This is a genomic window from Erythrobacter sp., assembly GCA_019739335.1.
Taxonomy (GTDB): Bacteria; Pseudomonadota; Alphaproteobacteria; order Sphingomonadales; family Sphingomonadaceae; genus Alteraurantiacibacter.
Genome location: CP073261.1, coordinates 2,657,116 through 2,674,759, shown reverse-complemented (window position 1 = coordinate 2,674,759; position 17,644 = coordinate 2,657,116). Strand labels below are relative to the sequence as shown.

18 protein-coding genes are annotated in these 17,644 nt (G+C 66.2%); 7 read left to right on the top strand and 11 right to left on the bottom strand.

The window, feature by feature from the left end; translation table 11 throughout:
* Positions 1–129 precede the first annotated feature (129 nt).
* On the bottom strand, positions 130–1,356 hold the full coding sequence (locus JY451_13110; protein QZH74586.1) for a pyridoxal-dependent decarboxylase, exosortase A system-associated: 1,227 nt from the start codon (positions 1,354–1,356) through the stop codon (positions 130–132).
* The gene (locus tag JY451_13105; GenBank protein ID QZH74585.1) at positions 1,353–2,855 is read right to left on the bottom strand and encodes an acyl-CoA ligase (AMP-forming), exosortase A system-associated; all 1,503 of its coding nucleotides are present in this window, start codon (positions 2,853–2,855) and stop codon (positions 1,353–1,355) included. The genes JY451_13110 and JY451_13105 overlap by 4 nt, the downstream gene beginning before the upstream one ends.
* A 113-nt stretch (positions 2,856–2,968) precedes the next feature.
* Between JY451_13105 and JY451_13100 the strand changes: the two genes are divergently transcribed.
* From JY451_13100 to JY451_13085, 4 genes are read left to right on the top strand one after another with little or no spacing between them, the layout of a single operon-like run.
* Entirely contained in the window at positions 2,969–3,898 is a 930-nt protein-coding gene (locus JY451_13100) for a GNAT family N-acetyltransferase (GenBank protein QZH76728.1), read from the top strand.
* A 12-nt stretch (positions 3,899–3,910) separates the two neighbouring features.
* Positions 3,911–4,204: an acyl carrier protein gene (locus JY451_13095; protein ID QZH74584.1), complete on the top strand. Its 294-nt coding sequence runs from the start codon at positions 3,911–3,913 to the stop codon at positions 4,202–4,204.
* Between the two features lie 6 nt (positions 4,205–4,210).
* On the top strand, positions 4,211–4,870 hold the full coding sequence (locus JY451_13090; GenBank protein QZH74583.1) for a hypothetical protein: 660 nt from the start codon (positions 4,211–4,213) through the stop codon (positions 4,868–4,870).
* Positions 4,867–5,649, top strand: a complete 783-nt coding sequence (locus JY451_13085; GenBank protein QZH74582.1) for a hydrolase 1, exosortase A system-associated — start codon at positions 4,867–4,869, stop codon at positions 5,647–5,649. The genes JY451_13090 and JY451_13085 overlap by 4 nt, the downstream gene beginning before the upstream one ends.
* A gap of 173 nt (positions 5,650–5,822) precedes the next feature.
* On the opposite strand, the gene JY451_13080 is transcribed toward JY451_13085, so the two are convergent.
* The 8 genes from JY451_13080 to JY451_13045 all read right to left on the bottom strand — a co-directional run bounded on the left by JY451_13080 (position 5,823) and on the right by JY451_13045 (position 14,177).
* Positions 5,823–7,025, bottom strand: a complete 1,203-nt coding sequence (locus JY451_13080; GenBank protein QZH74581.1) for a class I SAM-dependent RNA methyltransferase — start codon at positions 7,023–7,025, stop codon at positions 5,823–5,825.
* On the bottom strand, positions 7,022–8,416 hold the full coding sequence (locus JY451_13075; GenBank protein QZH74580.1) for an NAD(P)H-hydrate dehydratase: 1,395 nt from the start codon (positions 8,414–8,416) through the stop codon (positions 7,022–7,024). Before JY451_13075 ends, JY451_13080 begins: the two co-directional genes overlap by 4 nt.
* Before the next feature lie 4 nt (positions 8,417–8,420).
* Positions 8,421–8,747, bottom strand: coding sequence for a hypothetical protein (locus JY451_13070; protein QZH74579.1), 327 nt, complete (start codon positions 8,745–8,747; stop codon positions 8,421–8,423).
* Positions 8,744–10,600 carry a dihydroxy-acid dehydratase gene (ilvD, locus tag JY451_13065; GenBank protein ID QZH74578.1) on the bottom strand — a complete coding sequence of 619 codons (1,857 nt, stop codon included), beginning with the start codon at positions 10,598–10,600 and terminating at the stop codon, positions 8,744–8,746. The genes JY451_13070 and ilvD overlap by 4 nt, the downstream gene beginning before the upstream one ends.
* Positions 10,601–10,662: 62 nt before the next feature.
* The gene (locus tag JY451_13060; GenBank protein ID QZH76727.1) at positions 10,663–11,367 is read right to left on the bottom strand and encodes an N-formylglutamate amidohydrolase; all 705 of its coding nucleotides are present in this window, start codon (positions 11,365–11,367) and stop codon (positions 10,663–10,665) included.
* The gene (locus JY451_13055; protein QZH74577.1) at positions 11,367–12,176 is read right to left on the bottom strand and encodes a 4-(cytidine 5'-diphospho)-2-C-methyl-D-erythritol kinase; all 810 of its coding nucleotides are present in this window, start codon (positions 12,174–12,176) and stop codon (positions 11,367–11,369) included. The genes JY451_13060 and JY451_13055 overlap by 1 nt, the downstream gene beginning before the upstream one ends.
* A 39-nt stretch (positions 12,177–12,215) precedes the next feature.
* Positions 12,216–12,464 (bottom strand): hypothetical protein, encoded by a 249-nt coding sequence (locus JY451_13050; protein ID QZH74576.1) that lies wholly within the window; start codon positions 12,462–12,464, stop codon positions 12,216–12,218.
* A 66-nt stretch (positions 12,465–12,530) separates the two neighbouring features.
* Positions 12,531–14,177, bottom strand: a complete 1,647-nt coding sequence (locus JY451_13045; GenBank protein ID QZH74575.1) for an electron transfer flavoprotein-ubiquinone oxidoreductase — start codon at positions 14,175–14,177, stop codon at positions 12,531–12,533.
* An 82-nt stretch (positions 14,178–14,259) separates the two neighbouring features.
* Between JY451_13045 and JY451_13040 the strand changes: the two genes are divergently transcribed.
* The 3 genes from JY451_13040 to moaB are packed head-to-tail and all read left to right on the top strand — an operon-like array spanning position 14,260 to position 17,290.
* Positions 14,260–14,994, top strand: a complete 735-nt coding sequence (locus tag JY451_13040) for a hypothetical protein (GenBank protein QZH74574.1) — start codon at positions 14,260–14,262, stop codon at positions 14,992–14,994.
* Complete coding sequence (locus JY451_13035) at positions 14,982–16,751, top strand: lytic transglycosylase domain-containing protein (GenBank protein QZH74573.1); 1,770 nt, start codon at positions 14,982–14,984, stop codon at positions 16,749–16,751. The genes JY451_13040 and JY451_13035 overlap by 13 nt, the downstream gene beginning before the upstream one ends.
* Positions 16,751–17,290, top strand: a complete 540-nt coding sequence (gene moaB / locus JY451_13030) for a molybdenum cofactor biosynthesis protein B (protein ID QZH74572.1) — start codon at positions 16,751–16,753, stop codon at positions 17,288–17,290. Before JY451_13035 ends, moaB begins: the two co-directional genes overlap by 1 nt.
* Here moaB and JY451_13025 read toward each other — a convergent pair.
* Entirely contained in the window at positions 17,287–17,631 is a 345-nt protein-coding gene (locus JY451_13025) for a VOC family protein (protein ID QZH74571.1), read from the bottom strand. The two genes, moaB and JY451_13025, sit on opposite strands and share 4 nt — an antisense overlap.
* Between the last annotated feature and the right edge of the window lie 13 nt (positions 17,632–17,644).

Genomic DNA, 17,644 nt, shown 5'->3' with positions numbered 1-17,644 from the left:
GCGCTCTGGATCCAGCCCCGGCTTCTCGCCAAAAAGGGTGAACATTGCGTTAGCCTTGGAGGGTAAAAGCGCTGGAAAGCGGGACTTTTCGGGCGCTGTCCCGCATTGGGACGCAGGCTTGCGAAGGCGTTAAACGAGCATTTCGCGCGCCGCACCCTGGCCAAGGAAAGCCGCCGGACTGGCGCTGGCTCCGTAGGCCCCCGCACAGAAAACCGCGACAATATCGCCAACTTCGGCGCGCGGCAGGTGGGCCTGATCGGCTAGGCGATCCAGCGGGGTGCAGAGGCAACCTACCACATTGGCCTCTTCTTCCGGTGCTGCATCGAACCTGTTGGCAATCGCAACGGGATAGTTGCGGCGAACGACCGTGCCGAAATTGCCCGAAGCGGCCAACTGGTGGTGCAGCCCGCCATCGGTGACGAGATAGGTCACCCCGTGGCTTACCTTGCGGTCGAGGATTCGGGTCAGGTAGACCCCCGCCTCGCCCACCAGATAGCGACCCAGTTCGATGGCGAAATGCGTCTCGCGCAGGGTTGGCGGAAGATCGGCGAAGCGTTCGCCCATTGCCGCGCCGACTGCGTGAAGGTCCAGCGGCACATCCCGGTCGAAATAGGGAATGCCGAACCCGCCGCCCATGTTTAGGTGCGGCACCGCTACGCCCGATTCCTCGCCGAGCCGTGCCGCGAGGCTGAGGACATTGGCCTGCGTCTCGACAATCGCGTGCGCATCAAGCGCCTGACTGCCGGTGTAGATATGGAACCCGCGCCAGTCCGCGCCCCCATCCACCAGCCGCCGCGCGAGGTCAGGCACCCGCTCCTCATCCACGCCGAACGGCTTGGCCCCGCCGCCCATCTTCATTCCCGATCCCCGCAGTTCGAACGAGGGATTGACCCGGATCGCCATGCGCGGGGCAATGCCGAGCGCTTTGCCGAAAGCGAGCGTCCGCTCTGCCTCGCCTTCGGATTCGCAATTCAGCGTCACCCCGGCGCGGATTGCTGCGAGCAGTTCCGCGTCGCGTTTGCCCGGCCCGGCAAAGCTGATCTCGCGCGGCAGATACCCGGCCTTGCGCGCCTGCTCCAGTTCGCCGCCCGACGCGATGTCCAGCCCGTCGACAAGATCTGCCATGAATTCGAGGAGTGGTGGGTAAGGGTTTGCCTTCATGGCATAATGCAGGCGCAAGCGTTCGGGCATGGCGGCCCGCAGTTCGCGGACACGGCGGGTGATCGCCTCGCGCGAATAGACGAACAGCGGCGTATCGCCCGCCTCCTTCACCAGCGCGCTGGCCTTGCGCCCGCCGATGGCGAGTTCGCCGTCTTTCACCGCGAAATAGGGTGGAATGGGGCCGAGCGGCTTCATGCGGCGTCTTCCTTCAGCTTGGCCCGGTCAATCTTGCCGTTGGGATTGAGCGGCATTGCCTCCACCCAGCGGATCGCGGCGGGCTGCATGAAATTGGGCAGTTCGCGCTTCAATGCCGCGCGCAGCGATTCCTCGTCGCCCCGCCCGCGCACCACCAGATGGATCGCCTGCCCCAACCGCTCGTCCGCCACGCCATAGGCCACCGCTTCCTCGGCAAAGCCGGTAGAGACTGCCGCGTCCTCCACTTCCTGCGGGCTGATGCGGTTTCCCGCGCTCTTTATCATCGCATCGTCGCGCCCGACGAAATAGAGCAGGCCCTCGGCATCGCGGCGCACCGTGTCACCCGACCAGACGGCCATGCCGCCATAGCTGGAAGCAGCAGGCGCAGGGCGGAACCGTTGTGCGGTCCGCTCGGCATCCTGCCAGTAGCCCTGCGCGACCAGCGGGCCGCAATGGACCAGTTCACCTTCGTCGGCAGGTTGCCCCTCGCTGTCGACGACAAGGATTTCGGCAAAGGGAATCGCCTTGCCCATCGAGGTAGGATGCGTGTCCACCAGCGCTGGATCGAGAAAGGTCGAACGGAAGGCCTCGGTCAGCCCGTACATCGGGAACAGCCGTGCCTGCGGGAACAGTGTGCGCAGGTCGCGCACCAGTTCCAAGGTCAAAGCCCCGCCGCTGTTGGTGAGGCGGCGCAACGGCATGACGGCATCGGCGGGCCATTCCTGCTCGACCAGTTGCAGCCACAGCGGCGGCACCGCGGCCAACGTAGTGACGCCGTGCCGCGCGCAGGCCTTGATGACATCGCGCGGGGTCAGGTAATCGAGCGGCACCACGCTTCCGCCCGCATACCAGGTGGAAAGCAACTGGTTCTGGCCGTAGTCAAAACTGAGCGGCAGCACCGCCAGCGTCACATCCTCGCGCGCCAGACCAAGATAATGCGCCACGCTCACAGCGCCGAGCCAGAGGTTCGCATGGCTCAGCATCACCCCCTTGGGCCGCCCGGTGGAGCCGCTCGTGTAGAGGATCGCTGCCAGTTGCTGTGGATCGGATTGCGATGGTTCCAGCGCCCCGTCGAGACCCTCCAGCTCCGAATAGAGCGCCGCCTCTTCCCACACCGCACAGCCATCCGGCACATCGCCCGCCTCCAGCGCGGAAAGCCGCGCGGCGTTCGCGATAAACAGGCTGGCGCCGCAATCGTGGAGGATATGCTGCACCTGCGCCCGCTTGAGCAGCGGATTGACCGGAACATGCACCAGCCCCGCGCGCGCAGCGGCGAGCGGCATCAGGCAGGTCAATTCGCCCTTCGCCGCCCATGTCGCCACCCGCGCCCCCTTCTCGGGCACCCGTCGCGCGAGCCATGCCGCCAGCCGTGCGACACGGCTTCTTAAAGTGTTCCAGCTAAGCGTCTCCCCGCGCAGGACCAGCGCCGCGTCGTCATCCGCCCCGCACAGGGCGAGATGGTCGAGCGGGCGCGGTACGGGATCGGGCGTGGTGGACACAAGGGCTCCAGAGGACGGAAAACAGGCTATTGATCGCGGTCGGTTATCACGATGATCTTAAGGAAGTGCAAGGCGATGCCCCGCTCGCCGCGCTGCTATCCGCACCTGCTGCCATGACGCCGTTCGACCGGCTGGATTGGTGGCAGGGGCTGGTGGAAGAGTGCGGCATGTTTCCGGTGATCGCGGTTGCCCGGCAAGGCGATCAGCGCGCTGCCCTGCCCTTCTACCGGGTGAAGCGGAGCATGGTGGGGCTGGCCAACTGGTACAACTTCACTCTCCGCCCGATTGTCTCGCCTGAAGCTGACGGCGATGCATTGCTGAACGCGCTGGCCGCCGATCTGGCGGGACAGGCACCGCACATCGTGCTGGACAAGCTGCCCGACGAAAATGGCGAAACCACTCGCCTCGCTTCCGCCTTCCGCAAGGGCGGATGGACCGTCTTCCGCTTCCAGTCCGACGTCAACCACGTCCTGCACCTAAACGGGCGCAGCTATGCCGAGTACATGGCGAGCCGCCCCGGCCCCTTGCGCACCACTCTCAAACGCAAGGGCAAGAAAGTGCAGGTCACGCTCGAAACGCAGTTCAACCCCGAAAGCTGGGCCGCCTACGAAGCGATCTATGCCCAGAGCTGGAAGCCGGAAGAAGGTTCGCCCGCTTTCCTGCGCCGCTTCGCCGAGGTGGAAGGCCGCGCCGGTCGCCTGCGGCTGGCCGTGGCCCGCGCCGATGGCGAACCCGTCGCCGCGCAGTTCTGGACCGTGGAGAATGGCACCGCCTTCATCCACAAGCTGGCGCATACCGAAGCTTCGAAACCGCTTTCCCCCGGCACCACGCTGAGCGCGGCGCTATTCGAGCAAGTGATCGATCGCGACAAGGTGTCGACGGTCGACTTCGGCACCGGGGACGATCCCTACAAGCGCGACTGGATGGAGGAGGTGCGCCCGCGTTACCGTCTGGACATGTACCGTGCCCTCTATCCCGGCAACTGGCCCGCCATCGCCAAGGCGTCGGCGCGGCAACTTGTCAGCCGCCTGCACACTGTCTAGGGCGGCAATCCTATGGCGAGCAATCTTCCCGTCCCATTCGATACCGAGACCGAAACCGATCTCGTGCTGCGGCAGGTGCTCAGCGACGTGCTGGGCCTTTCGGCGGAGCGCGTGGCGGAGCTGGACGGCGAGTCCGGCCTGTTCGGCCACCTGCCCGAACTCGATTCGATGGCGGTGGCAGGGCTGCTGACCGAGATCGAGGACAGGCTCGACGTGGTGATCGAGGACGACGATGTCGACGGCGAAATGCTGGAGACCTACGGCGGCCTGCTCGCCTTCCTCGTCGCCAAGCGCAGCGGCGCCTGACCGGCAATGCTGCCGGGCACCTGGCCCAATCCCCCCGGTGCAGACGAATATGCGGTGCGCCTCGACAGCGGGCGCGCGCTGCGGCTGCTGATCGTTCCGGCGCTGTTCGATGAAGCGAACAAGCTGCGGCATTTCACCGTGGAGACGATGCGATCGCTCGATGCGGCGGGGGTCGATTGCCTGCTGCCGGACTTGCCGGGGACAAACGAGAGCCTCGCTGACCTTCAAATCCAGACACTTGCTTCATGGCGCGCGGCGATGGCGGCGGCGGCGGCGCATTTCGCCGCAACCCATTTGCTGACCGTTCGTGCGGGAGCATTGTGCGCGCCGGAGGGCTTGCCGTGCCTGCACTATGCGCCCGTCGCGGGAGCAAGCGTACTGCGCGCCCTTCTGCGTGCACGAGTGATCGCCGACCGCGAGGCGGGGCTGGAAAGTTCACGCGAGGCACTGCTCGATCAGGGCAAGCGCGGGGGTCTGGTGCTGGCGGGCTACTCGCTCGGCGCGGCACTCATCAGCGAACTGGAAAAGGCCGAACTCGCTCCGGGTTCCGCCGAAATCGCGCAAGCCGAACTGGGTGGCCCCGGCCTCTGGCTGCGCGCCGAGCCGGATCACGATCCCGCGCAGACCGAGGCGCTGGCGCGGATAGTGCGGGAGCGGATCGGATGAGCCGCCGCCACTTGTCCTTTGCCTGCGAGGGCGAGACCCTGATCGGCACGCTTGATGAAGGAGCGGCAAGCAGCGGCCTCCTGATCGTCAGCGGCGGCAACGAACTGCGAAGCGGGGCTTTTGCCGGGCAGGCGCGGTTTGCTGCGAGGCTGGCCGCACAAGGTTTCCCTGTGTTCCGCTTCGACAGGCGCGGCTTGGGGGACAGCAGCGGCGAGAACGACGGTTTTCGCGGTAGCCGCGAGGATATTCTCGCCGCGCTCGCGGCCTTCCGCAGCGAGTGCCCGCAGGTGCAGCGGGTCGTCGCCTTCGGCAATTGCGATGCTGCCAGCGCCCTGATGCTGATGCGCGGCGATATGTGCGATGCGCTGGTGCTGTCCAATCCGTGGACCTACGATGACGACACCGGCGGGCAGGACCTGCCCCCGCCAGATGCCATCCGGGCGCGCTATGCCAGCCGGTTGCGCGATCCGGCGCAAGTGCTCCGGCTGCTGCGTGGCGGCGTCAATATCTCGTCTCTTTTCCGTGGCTTGAAGGCTTCGCTTGCCAGGTCCAAACCCGCCGGAACGCTCTACGCGGAAATCGCCGAAGGCCTTGATGCCGCGACCAAGCCCTATGTCATCCTGATCGCTGACAACGACCGGACCGGGCAGGAATTTGTCGCGCGCTGGGATGGGACCAACGGCGAAGTGCGCCGCTGCGCCGGGGCGAGCCATGCTTACGTGGAACCCCATGCCCGCAAGTGGCTGGAAGCACAGTTGCTTGAGATGTTGCGGGGGTAGGACGGAGGCCTCCTGCTCGGCATCCCGCATCAAAACCCGCTCATGCTGAGCCTGTCGAAGCACAGCCACTAGGCTCACCCAACCGTGGGGCTGGCATCGTGGCTACCCTTCGACAAGCTCAGGGTGAGCGGGAGTTGTTTCAGAGTAAGTAGGAGTTGCTCAAGAATTTGAATTCAAGCCGACTTTACGAACAAGCTCGCCAACTCGACATGGGTTGACCAGCGGAATTGCCCCACCGGACGCAGTTCCGCCAATTCGTATCCTGCCGCCGCCAATGTGGCGGAATCTCGCGACCAGCTCGACGGATTGCAGCTGATATAGACCACCCGGCCCACGCCACTCGCGGCAATCTGTTCGATCTGCTCGCGCGCACCGGCACGCGGCGGATCGAGCAGCACGCCGTCGAAGCCCGCCAGCTCCTCGGCGCGCATCGGGTTGCGGAACAGATCACGGTGGACGGCTTCCACCGGCAGGCGGGCGGAATTGGCAGCGCTGCGGCAGGCGAGATGCGCCGTCCGGTCCGCTTCCGCAGCCAGCACCTTGCCTCCGCCAGCCAATGCCAAAGCAAAGGTGCCGAGGCCGGAGAACAGGTCCGCCACCTGAGTACAGTCCGCCAGCCATTCGTGCGCCGCCCCTACCAGCGCCGCCTCGCCATGATGGGTGGCTTGCAGGAAAGCCCCGGTCGGATAGGCCACCGCAATGCCTCCTAACGTCACAGTCACAGGCTCCGGCTCCCAGAACCCTTCAGCACCATAACCATGATCCAGCGTCAGCCGCGCCAGCCCATGATCACGGCAGAAATCGAGCAGGTTCTCGGTCTGCGCCAGCCCTTCGGGCATGAAGCCCTTGAGCCCACAGTCGACTCCCTGATCGACCCGCGCCAGCTCGATCTCGATCGCATGCCGCCCCTTGAGCGCGGCGAAATAACGGCGCAGCGGGGCAATCAGCGCGAACAATTCGGGCAGCAGCACATGGCATTCGGCCAGGTCGATCACCTTGTGCGATGCTGCCGCGTTGAACCCGACCAGCGGCTTGCCGCCCGAACTGATCGCCTTCAGGCTCGCCCGGCGGCGCGAACGCGGCGGGGACATGGCGGGCTCGGCAACCAGGCGCGGGTCCAGTCCCTGCGATTGCGCGGCGAACACCACCCGCTCGCGCACGAACTGCGCGAGCGAAGGTTCGTCGCAATGCTGCAACTGGCACCCGCCGCAGGTGCCGAAATGGCGGCACGGCGGGGTAGCGTGGTGCGGCCCCGGCTGCACCGAACCATCGGCCAGCAGCGTGTCACCCGGCGCTGCATAGGCAGCGTGGCGACCGCTGGCGGTAGCCCCATCGCCCTTCGCCGCAATGCGCAGGATCTCTTCGGCTTCGCTCACAGGAATGCCCCGTAAGCATCTGGAACATGGTAGATCAGTTCACCCGCCGAGAACGCGGGCCCCGCCTTCCGCGCGGCTTCGGCATGCAGCCAGCAGCCCTGCTCGGCGGCCTTGCGCGGGCCGACTCCGGTGGCAAGACGACTGGCGATCAGCCCTGCCAGCACATCGCCGGTTCCCGCCGTGCTCAGCCAACTTGTGGCGGGCGGCATCACCGACAGCGGTGATCCCTCGGCGGCGATCAGCGTATCCGGCCCCTTGGCCACCAGCACGCCTTCAATGCCTTCGGCCAGTTCCTGCGCCTGCTCGGCCCGGTCCAGCCCGACCGTGCCGAAAGCATTGGCCATCGCATCCAGTTCACCCGCGTGCGGCGTGGCAATGATCGGCTGGCTGCGCCCGTCGAGCATCGAGGGTTCGAGCAGCGACAGCGCATCGGCATCGCAGACTGTGGGCAAGTCGCAGGCCAGCACCCAGTCGAGCCGCGCCTGCGCCTCGTTGCTGCGTCCCAGACCCGGCCCGACGAGGAAGGCAGCGATCCGTTCATCGCGCACCAGATCAAACAGCGATCCGTGATCGACCACCAGATCGGGCGGCCCTTCGAGATCGTCGTCCTCCTCGCCCGCGAACAGCTTCACATAGCCCGCACCGCCGTGCTGCGCCGCCTGCGCCGCGAGGATTGCCGCACCCGGCATCACGCCCGCCACCACCGCCAGCAGCCCGCGCGAATACTTGTGCGCACTGCGCGGCGGCAGGCCGAGCACCGGCGGCGTCGAAAGCCGTGCCGCCCCCGCCACCTTGCCGACACCGATATCCACCAGCCGCTTTTCGCCCATCGTGTCCATCGCCGGCATCAGCCAGTGGGCGAATTTCCATGCGCCGAGCGCCAGCGTCAGGTCATAGCGCGGCAGGCCGGGATTGAGGCATTCGCCATTATCGCTGTCCACCCCGCTGGGCAGGTCCACCGCCACGGCGTGCTGGTGGGTTGACGACAGCTTGCGCAGCAGGCCGAGCAGATCGTCATCGAGCGGCCGGCCGAGGCCGGTGCCGAACAGGCAATCGACCAGCACCGCGCCATGCGCCGTCGCGACCGGCTCCCCGCCCCAGGCCCGGCGCGCGGCAATCGCCGCTTCGGTCTTGGGTTCAAGCGGAGCGACGATCCGTACGGCCAGCCCGCGATCACGCAAAACGCGTGCAATAACATAGCCATCGCCACCATTGTTGCCGGGACCGCAGAGCACCGTAACCGCGCGACCCGCAGCGATCCGCCACACCCATTCCGCCGCGCCCGCGCCCGCGCGCTCCATCAGGCTGGAGACGCTGGCCCCATTGGTAATCAGGCCTTGCTCCGCCTCCTGCATCTGCGCGGCGGTGAGGATCTGTTGTGGTTCGCGCATGGGCCTAGTCAGCGACAGGCAGGCGGTAACGGTCCGCCCCCACGCGCAGCTCGATAATTCCTTCGCTGCGGGTGACATCGGCCTGCTCCATGCCGTCGGCGGTGATGATCCCGCGCTCGGGCACGCCCAGTTCGAAGCGGCGGAACCCGCCATCGGGATGGCGCACGATCACGGTGCGCTGGCCGTCCACTTCGGCGCGTTCCATCGTGCAATCGGGCGCGAAGGCCGCCGATCCGCCCAAAGCGCATTCAACCGGCGTGGTGTCGGCCCCCGCCTCGGCTTCACCGCAGGCTGCGACGCCAAGAGCAAGAAGCAGGACCAGCAACCTCACTTGCCCAGCACCTGCGAGACATCGCGCACCGCGCCGCGCGCGGCGCTGGTGGTCATCGCGGCATAGGCCTGCAAAGCGGGCGTTATCTTGCGCGGGCGATGTTCGGTGGGCTGCCACGCGGAGGCGCCGCGCGCTTCCATCGCCGCGCGGCGGTGGGCGAATTCCTCGTCCGAAATCATCAGGTTGATGCTGCGATTGGGAATGTCGATTTCGATCAGATCGCCCGGCTCCACCAGCGCGATTTCCCCGCCCTCGCCCGCTTCGGGAGAGACATGGCCGATCGACAATCCGGAGGTGCCGCCGGAAAAGCGTCCGTCGGTCAGCAGCGCGCATTGCGCCCCCAGCCCCTTCGACTTGAGGTAGCTGGTGGGGTAGAGCATTTCCTGCATCCCGGGGCCGCCCTTCGGCCCTTCGTAGCGGATCACCACTACGTCACCCGCCACTACCTCATCGGCAAGGATCGCTTCCACTGCCGCGTCCTGGCTTTCGTAGACCTTGGCGGGGCCGGAAAACTTGAGGATGCTTTCATCGACGCCCGCCGTCTTCACGATGCAGCCGTCGCGGGCGATATTGCCATAGAGCACTGCCAGCCCGCCATCCTGGCTGAAGGCGTGTTCGCGGTTGCGGATCACCCCGTTTGCGCGATCCAGATCGAGCGCGTCCCAGCGGCGCGACTGGCTGAAGGCGGTCTGCGTCGGCACCCCGCCGGGGGCGGCCTTGTAGAATTCGTGCACTTTGGGATTGCCGGTGCGGACAATATCCCAATCGTCCAGCGCATCGCCCATCGTCGGGCTGTGGACGGTGGGCAGCGCCGTGTGCAGCAGCCCCGCGCGGTCCAGCTCGCCGAGGATCGCCATGATCCCGCCCGCGCGGTGGACGTCTTCCATGTGGACGTCGCTCTTGGCCGGGGCGACTTTCGACAGGCACGGCACCTTGCGGCTCAACCGGTCGATATCGGCCATGGTGAACTCGACTTCCGCCTCGTGCGCGGCGGCGAGCAGGTGGAGCACGGTGTTGGTCGATCCGCCCATCGCAATATCGAGGCTCACCGCATTCTCGAACGCCTGGAAGCTGGCAATCGAGCGCGGCAGGACAGAGGCATCGTCCTCTTCGTAATACCGCTTGGCCAGTGCCACCACCAGCCGCCCCGCCCGCTCAAACAGGCCCTGCCGGTCCGAATGGGTTGCGAGCTGCGAGCCATTGCCGGGGAGTGACAGGCCCAGCGCCTCGGTCAGGCAATTCATCGAATTGGCGGTGAACATGCCCGAGCACGAACCGCAGGTAGGGCAGGCCGAGCGTTCGATCTCGGCCACTTCCTCGTCCGAATAGTGCTCGTCCGCCGCAGCCACCATCGCGTCGACCAGATCTAGCGCGACTTCCTTGCCCTTCAGCACGATCTTGCCCGCTTCCATCGGCCCGCCGGAAACGAACACCACCGGCACGTTCAGCCGCATCGCCGCCATCAGCATTCCCGGCGTGATCTTGTCGCAATTGGAAATGCACACCATCGCATCGGCGCAGTGGGCGTTGACCATATACTCCACGCTGTCGGCGATCAGGTCGCGGCTGGGGAGCGAATAGAGCATCCCGTCATGCCCCATCGCGATGCCATCATCGACGGCGATGGTGTTGAATTCCTTGGCCACGCCGCCCGCCGCCTCGACCTGCCGGGCGACCAGCTGGCCGAGATCCTTCAGGTGCACATGGCCGGGCACGAACTGGGTGAAGGAGTTGACGATCGCGACGATCGGCTTGCCGAAATCGCCGTCCTTCATGCCGGTGGCACGCCAAAGCCCGCGCGCGCCCGCCATGTTGCGGCCGTGGGTGGAAGTGCGGGAACGGTAGGCGGGCATGGGCTTGGTCCTGTTGGCTTGCTCGTTTTTCCCTAACGCAAGGGCGGGCGAAGCCAAGACACTTATTCTATTTGCCGAGAGACCTGCTCTGCAATCCGCCCCAATCGCTCGGCCCAGCCTGCCGCGTCGCCGGTCAGGTCCTGCCGCAGTTCGATGCCGAGATAGGGAAAGCGCCCCTCGGCGTGGCGGTTCATCGTAGCGTTGAGCAGCTTGCCCGAATAGGGCTGCTGGTCGCCGACGGTGAGGCCCTCGGCCTCGAGCAAGGGAATGGCGAGCCGCGCGGCGCGGTCGTCCTCATTGTAGAGCACCCCGACATGCCACGGGCGCGGCTTGTCGCAGGTGGCGAGCGCGGGTGTGAAGCTGTGCAGCGAAAGGACCAGCGCGGGCGGTGCCTGCTCCAGCAGTTCGGCCAGCGCCTTGTGGTAGGGATCGAAGAACCGCGCAATCCGGGCCTCACGCTGGCCCGCATTCCCGGGAAAGGCGTGGCCGTCGCTGACCAGCGGGACGAGACCGGGGCTGTCAGGATCGCGGTTGAAATCGCAGACGAGGCGGCTGACGTTGCCCTGGAATGCGGCAACGCCCCTCTGCTGCGCCATCAGCGCGCCGATCTCTGCCACGCCGATGTCTATGGCGACGTGCTGGGTGAGCAGTTCGGGGGCAATGCCGAGGTCGATATCGGGCGGAACGGCGTTGCTGGCATGGTCCGAGACGATCAGAATACCCCCCGGCGCTGGCGTGCCGAGAATGCGGTAGGCTTCGTGCTCGATCACCGCAGCCGCCCCGCCAGTTTCCACCACTCTCCCGGCATCGCAGCCGCCGCCGCATCGCGCTCCGCCTCGCTGGCGTAAAGCGCAAAGCACGTCGCGCCGGAGCCCGACATGCGGGCGAGCAGCGGATTGGTGGCAGCAAGCGCCGCCAGCACCTCGCCGATTAACGGGCACAGGGAAAGCGCAGGCCCTTCCAGATCGTTGCGCCCCGCCAGCGTGATCTCACGCGCGGTGCCCTCCGGCAGTGCCCCGCGATCCACACCGCCCCCCGTTTCGGTCCAAGCCGTGAACACCGGCCCGGTGCTTAGGGGCACGCGCGGGTTGACCAGCAGCACGGGCATTCCGGCCAGATCGTTTTCGACCGGCTCCAACTCGGTCCCCGTCCCGCGCCCCACGCAGGTGACGCTCTCGACACAGGCCGGCACATCCGCGCCCAATCTGGCCGCGCGCTCGCGCCAGTCATCGGGCAGGCCATAGGCATCGCGCACGATCCGGAACACCGCCCCCGCGTCCGCCGAACCCCCGCCCAGCCCTGCGGCGACGGGGAGGTTCTTTTCGAGCGTGATCGCAAGGCCATCGCGGCGCGGCAGCGCGGTGAGCGCGCGCAGGACGATATTGTCGAACGGATTATCGAGTGCGGTGGCGAATTCGCCGACCGTCGTCAGCCGGTCTGCCTCGGCAGAACACGCCACCAGCACATCCCCCGCATCGACGAAAGCGAACAGCGTTTCGAGTTCGTGATACCCATCCTCCCGCCGCCGCCGCACGTGGAGCGCGAGGTTGATCTTGGCGTAAGCAGTCTCGCGCACTCGGGAATTTCCTTCCGGTACGATCTTCAAACTCGCCAACTAATCATCTGAGGTCAGCGCGCGCTTCAACCGCTCTTCTTGATACGGCTCCAGCGATCCGTCGGGAGCCAGCGCCGCTATTTGGATCAGTGCCGTACTCTGAATCCGCTCTTTCTGGTAAGCTTCCAGGTTCGAGTACGCGCCCCAGGAACCAAGCAGAAGAACGGCGAGTCCTGACGATACACCTCGACTCAGCCGGGCAGCGATCGTCCATCCTCCACGGCTTTCAATACCCTCACTCCGCGCCATTCAACTATGCTCCTTCAAACCGATCACATTGCACAAGGGGCGAAATGCCAAGCGTCGCTACTCAACTCACATATTCGGATAGTTCGGCCCACCGCCGCCCTCCGGGGTAGTCCAATTGATGTTCTGGTTCGGGTCCTTGATATCGCAGGTCTTGCAGTGGACGCAGTTCTGCGAGTTGATTACGAACTTCGGCTCGCGGCCCTCCTCGATCAGCCATTCGTACACCCCAGCCGGGCAATAGCGCGTCGAAGGCCCGCCAAACACACCCAGTTCGCTCTCCCGCTGCAAGTCCATGTCCGCCACCTGCAAGTGACAGGGCTGATCCTCGGCGTGGTTGGTGAAGGAATAGGAGACCGAGGTCAGCCGGTCGAAGCTGATCTTGCCGTCGGGCTTGGGGTAGTCGATCGGCTTGTACAGGTCCGCCCGCTGGGTTTCGGCGTAATCGCGGTGATGCTTCATGGCGGGGAGCAGGCCGATCTTGAGCTGCCGCATCCACATGTCCGCGCCCGCGAGGATGGTGCCGATATCGCCGCCGAACTTCGCCACCAGCGGTTGCGCGTTCTGCACCTTCTTGAGTTCGGTCGCGATCCAGCTGGCGCGCAGGTTCGCCTCGTAATCGCACAGTTCGCTATGCTCGCTGCCCGCCGCAATCGCCGCCGCGACGGCTTCTGCCGCCAGCATCCCGCTCTTCATTGCGGTGTGGCTGCCCTTGATCCGGGGCACGTTGACGAAGCCCGCCGCGCAGCCGACCAGCGCGCCGCCGGGAAAGGCGAGCTTGGGCACCGATTGCCAGCCGCCTTCGTTGATCGCCCGCGCGCCATAGGCCACGCGGGTGCCGCCCTCCAGATATTCGCGGATCGCCGGGTGCTGCTTCCAGCGCTGGAATTCGTGGAAAGGCGAAACGTAGGGGTTCTTGTAATCGAGCGCGGTGACGAAGCCGATTGCGACCTGCCCGTTCGCCTGATGATAGAGGAACCCGCCGCCCCAGGTGTCGCTCTCACTCAAGGGCCAGCCCTGCGTGTGGATTACCCGGCCCGGCACGTACTTGGCGGGATCGATATCCCACAGTTCCTTGATGCCGAGGCCATAGACCTGCGGCTGGCAGTTCGCTTCCAGATCGAAGCGCGCCTTCATCTGCTTGGTGAGGTTGCCGCGCGCGCCCTCTGCAAACAGCGTGTACCTGGCGTGGATTTCCATGCCCGGCTGGTAATCGTGCTTGTGGCTGCCATCGGCCGCCACGCCCATGTCCTGCGTCACCACGCCGGTGACCGCGCCCGCATCGTTGAACATCACTTCGGCGGCGGGGAAGCCGGGGAATACCATTACGCCCAGCGCTTCGGCCTGTTCGCCCAGCCAGCGGGTGAGATTGCCGAGCGAGCCGGTGTAGCAGCCATCGTTCGACATGAACGGCGGCATGATTGCGTGGGGAATGGAGGTCTTGCCGGTCTTGCCGAGCAGCCAGTGCCAGTTGTCGGTGACAGGGGTCTGCGCCATCGGGCAATCCATCGTGCGCCAATCGGGCAGCAGCTCGTCCAGCGCCTTCGGATCGACCACCGCTCCCGACAGCACATGCGCGCCGAGTTCGGAGCCCTTTTCGAGCACCACCACTTCCAGCGCGTCATTCACCTGCTTCAACCGGATCGCCGCCGCGAGCCCGGCCACGCCGCCGCCCACGATTACCACATCCACGGGCATCGATTCCCGTACACTCATCGCTTTGTCCCGATTACCTGTCATTTGCTGCAAAGGGGCTTGATAGCTGGCCAGCGGCAGGTCAAGACCGGCCTTGGCCCCAATGATGGAAAATCGCCCCGATATCACCCTGGCAGACCAATACGCCGCCGCGCTCGACTGGTGGCGCGATGCGGGCGTGGACTGCGATTTTGTCGAGAAGGCGCAGAACTGGCTGGCGGAGCCGGAGCCGGTTGCTGCGCCCACGCCATCGGACAAACCCGCCGCACCGGTGAAGGCGGTCGAGGCCGCGCCCGAACCGGCGATTGTGGTCAAGCACCTGCCTCCCGATCTTGAGGCGTTTCGAAGCTGGTGGCTCGATGCAGCCAGTCCGCTTCCCGGCGCGCCTGCCCAGCGGGTTGCTCCGCGCGGCGAGATTGGCGCGCCAGTGCTGATGCTGGTGCCTATGCCTGAAGCCGAGGATCGCGAGCGCCTGCTGGCAGGTCCGCAGGGCAAGCTGCTCGCCAATATCACCCACGCTTTGGGACATGCGCCCGATGCGCCCTATTTTGCTTCCGCCCTGCCCTGCGCCATGCCGCTGCCTGATTGGGACGCGCTGGCGCTCGACGGGCTGGGTGCGGCGGTGCTCCGGCATATCGAACTGGCGCAGCCGCAGCGGGTGATCCTGTTCGGCAGCAAATTGCCCGCGCTGCTCGGTCAAGATCCCGCCGCCCCGCCCGAGAGCTTCACCACCGTGGCGGGTATTCCCGCGCTCACCACTTTCGCCCCCGAACGCCTGATCGACCACCCGCGCCAGCGCGCGCGGCTGTGGTATCGCCTGCTGGAATGGACTGCATGACCAAAGCCCTTTTCGCCACCACTGCCCTGCTGGCGGCGTTGATCGCCGCGCCCGCTTCCGCACAGCAGCAGGACACGCGCACCTATTTCACGGCCCGTATCGCCGCGCAGGAAGTGCCGCAGCAGCTTTCCGCCGAGGAGCGCGAGCATTATGCGCAGCTGTTCCGCGCCATTGACGGGCAGCGGTGGTCCGAAGTCGAAAGCCTGCTCGCGCGCCGCCCGGATGGCCTGCTCACCGATGTGGCGCGGGCGGAGTACTACCTGCACGCCAATTCCCCGCGCGTGGAACTACCGGCGCTGCTCGACTGGCTGGAAAGCGGCACCGACTTGCCGCAGGCACCGCAAATCGGACGGCTGGCCGTGACACGCGGAGCCTCGCAGGAACCGAACCTGCCCTATGTCCGCGAGCTGCAATCGCAATCGACCATGCCGCGCCGGGTGCTGCCGCGCGCTGTTAGCGACGGGACGATGCCTGGCGACATCCGGGCCAATATCCTGGAACGCATTTCCAACGATGACCCTGACGGGGCTCGACTGCTGCTCGACGGGATCGATGGCGCGCTGAGTTCCGAAGCCCGCGCCGAATGGCGGCAGCGGGTGGCGTGGAGCTATTTCATCGAGAACCGCGATGCCGAAGCATTGGCGATGGCGCAGACCGTCGGCGTCGGCAGCGGGGCCTGGGTGGCGGAAGGCGACTGGACCGCGGGTCTGGCGGCCTGGCGGCTCAACGATTGCCAGACTGCCAGCGAGTCCTTCCAGCGCTCCGCCGCCGGGGCCGTGAATGCCGACCTGCGCACCGCCGCGCTCTACTGGGCCTCACGCGCGGCGCTGCGCTGCCGCCAGCCCGATCTGGCGACGCGATTCCTCAACGATGCGGCGGGTGACGATCGCACGCTCTACGGGATGCTCGCCGCCGAACAGCTCGGCCGCCGCCTGCCGGACCGGGTGGAGAGCGCCGACTTCACGCCTCAGGACTGGCAGACGCTGGGCAATGTCGAGAATGTCCGCATCGCCGTAGCGCTCAAGGAGATTGGTCAGGATGTGCTCGGCAGCACCGTGCTGCTGCACCAGGCGCGGATCGGCAATCCGCAGGACTATGCCGCCTATTCACGCCTCGCCCGCACGCTCGGTTTTCCGCAGACTCAGCTCTACATGGCCTACAACGCCCCTTCGGGGGCAGAGGCGGACCCGGCCTCGCACTTCCCCGCCCCCAAGATCGCGCCCTACAATGGCTGGCAGGTCGATCCCGCCCTCGCCTTCGCGCATATCCTGCAGGAAAGCGCCTTCCGCGCCGATGCCACCAGCCCGGCCAATGCGCAGGGGCTGATGCAGATCACCCCGATCACCGTGCGCCAGCACGCGCCGACGCTGGGGCTGAGCGCGAGCGGGGTGAACATCTACGATCCGAACACCAATCTCGCTTTCGGGCAGCAGAACCTGATCATGCTGCGCGACGATCCCGCCACGCGCGGCCGCCTGCCGATCATCATGGCCGCCTACAACGCCGGGATGACCCCGATCCGCCGCTGGGAAAGCGAGATCAACGATGCCGAGGATCCACTGCTGTACATGGAAGCGATCCCCTATTGGGAAACGCGCGGCTATGTCGCCATCGTGATGCGCAATTACTGGATGTACGAGCGGCAGGCGAACGCCGCATCGCCCAGCCGTCGCGCGCTGGCGCAGAACGGCTGGCCGCTGTTCCCCACCGGATCGGGCAATGACGGGCGCGCCTATATGTCCGCCGGGGGCAACTGATGGCGATCGACGAAAGCCGCGCCTTCCGGCCGATCAACATTGCCCTGCTCACCGTGTCCGACACGCGCGGGCCGGAGGAGGACACCTCGGGCGACCTGCTTGCCGAGCGGATCGCGGCCAAAGGGCACCATCTGGTGCGGCGGGCGCTGCTGAAGGACGATGCCACGCTGATCGCCACGCAATTGCGCGAATGGATCGCCGATCCGGAGGTGGACGCGGTCGTCTCCACCGGCGGCACCGGGCTGACCGGGCGCGATGTCACTCCCGAAGCGCTGGAACGGGTACGTCAGGGACTGGGCGGGCGCGATATTCCCGGTTTCGGCGAACTGTTCCGCTGGATCAGCTACGAAACCATTGGCACCTCAACCATCCAGTCACGCGCCTGCGCGGTGGTGGCGGATGGCACCTATATCTTCGCCCTGCCCGGATCGAACGGCGCAGTAAAAGACGGCTGGGACAGCATCCTTGCCGAACAACTCGACAGCCGCAATCGCCCCTGCAACTTCGTCGAACTGATGCCCCGCCTGAAAGAAATCTAGCTTTCTTCCGGCTGGTAACAGGCCAGTTCCAGCCCCTCGGGATCGGCGAAGTGAAACCGCCTCCCACCGGGGAAAGCGAAGATGTCCAGCGTCAGCCGCCCACCCGCTGCCAGCACCGCCGCGCGCGCCGCTTCGATGTCCTCGACCCGGATTACCGGCAGGATCGCCGCGCTCCGCTCGGCATCCTGTGCGCCGTTAAGCCCCAACTGACACGGCCCGCCCTCATGCGCCGCATAGTCCGGCCCGTAACCGGTGAAGCGCCCGCCGAACGCCGCGCCGTAGAATTCCTGTGCCTTCGCCACCGATTGTACCGGCAGCTCAAGATAATCGAGCACCGCCATTGTCCATCTCCTC

Bases quoted from the DNA above. Each gene is read 5' to 3' on its own strand.
- JY451_13110 (QZH74586.1), bottom strand. From the start codon at position 1,356: ATGAAGCCGCTCGGCCCCATTCCACCCTATTTCGCGGTGAAAGACGGC.
- JY451_13100 (QZH76728.1), top strand. From the start codon at position 2,969: ATGACGCCGTTCGACCGGCTGGATTGGTGGCAGGGGCTGGTGGAAGAG.
- JY451_13095 (QZH74584.1), top strand. From the start codon at position 3,911: ATGGCGAGCAATCTTCCCGTCCCATTCGATACCGAGACCGAAACCGAT.
- JY451_13090 (QZH74583.1), top strand. From the start codon at position 4,211: ATGCTGCCGGGCACCTGGCCCAATCCCCCCGGTGCAGACGAATATGCG.
- JY451_13085 (QZH74582.1), top strand. From the start codon at position 4,867: ATGAGCCGCCGCCACTTGTCCTTTGCCTGCGAGGGCGAGACCCTGATC.
- JY451_13075 (QZH74580.1), bottom strand. From the start codon at position 8,416: ATGCGCGAACCACAACAGATCCTCACCGCCGCGCAGATGCAGGAGGCG.
- ilvD (QZH74578.1), bottom strand. From the start codon at position 10,600: ATGCCCGCCTACCGTTCCCGCACTTCCACCCACGGCCGCAACATGGCG.
- JY451_13050 (QZH74576.1), bottom strand. From the start codon at position 12,464: ATGGCGCGGAGTGAGGGTATTGAAAGCCGTGGAGGATGGACGATCGCT.
- JY451_13045 (QZH74575.1), bottom strand. From the start codon at position 14,177: ATGAGTGTACGGGAATCGATGCCCGTGGATGTGGTAATCGTGGGCGGC.
- JY451_13040 (QZH74574.1), top strand. From the start codon at position 14,260: ATGATGGAAAATCGCCCCGATATCACCCTGGCAGACCAATACGCCGCC.
- JY451_13035 (QZH74573.1), top strand. From the start codon at position 14,982: ATGGACTGCATGACCAAAGCCCTTTTCGCCACCACTGCCCTGCTGGCG.
- moaB (QZH74572.1), top strand. From the start codon at position 16,751: ATGGCGATCGACGAAAGCCGCGCCTTCCGGCCGATCAACATTGCCCTG.
- JY451_13025 (QZH74571.1), bottom strand. From the start codon at position 17,631: ATGGCGGTGCTCGATTATCTTGAGCTGCCGGTACAATCGGTGGCGAAG.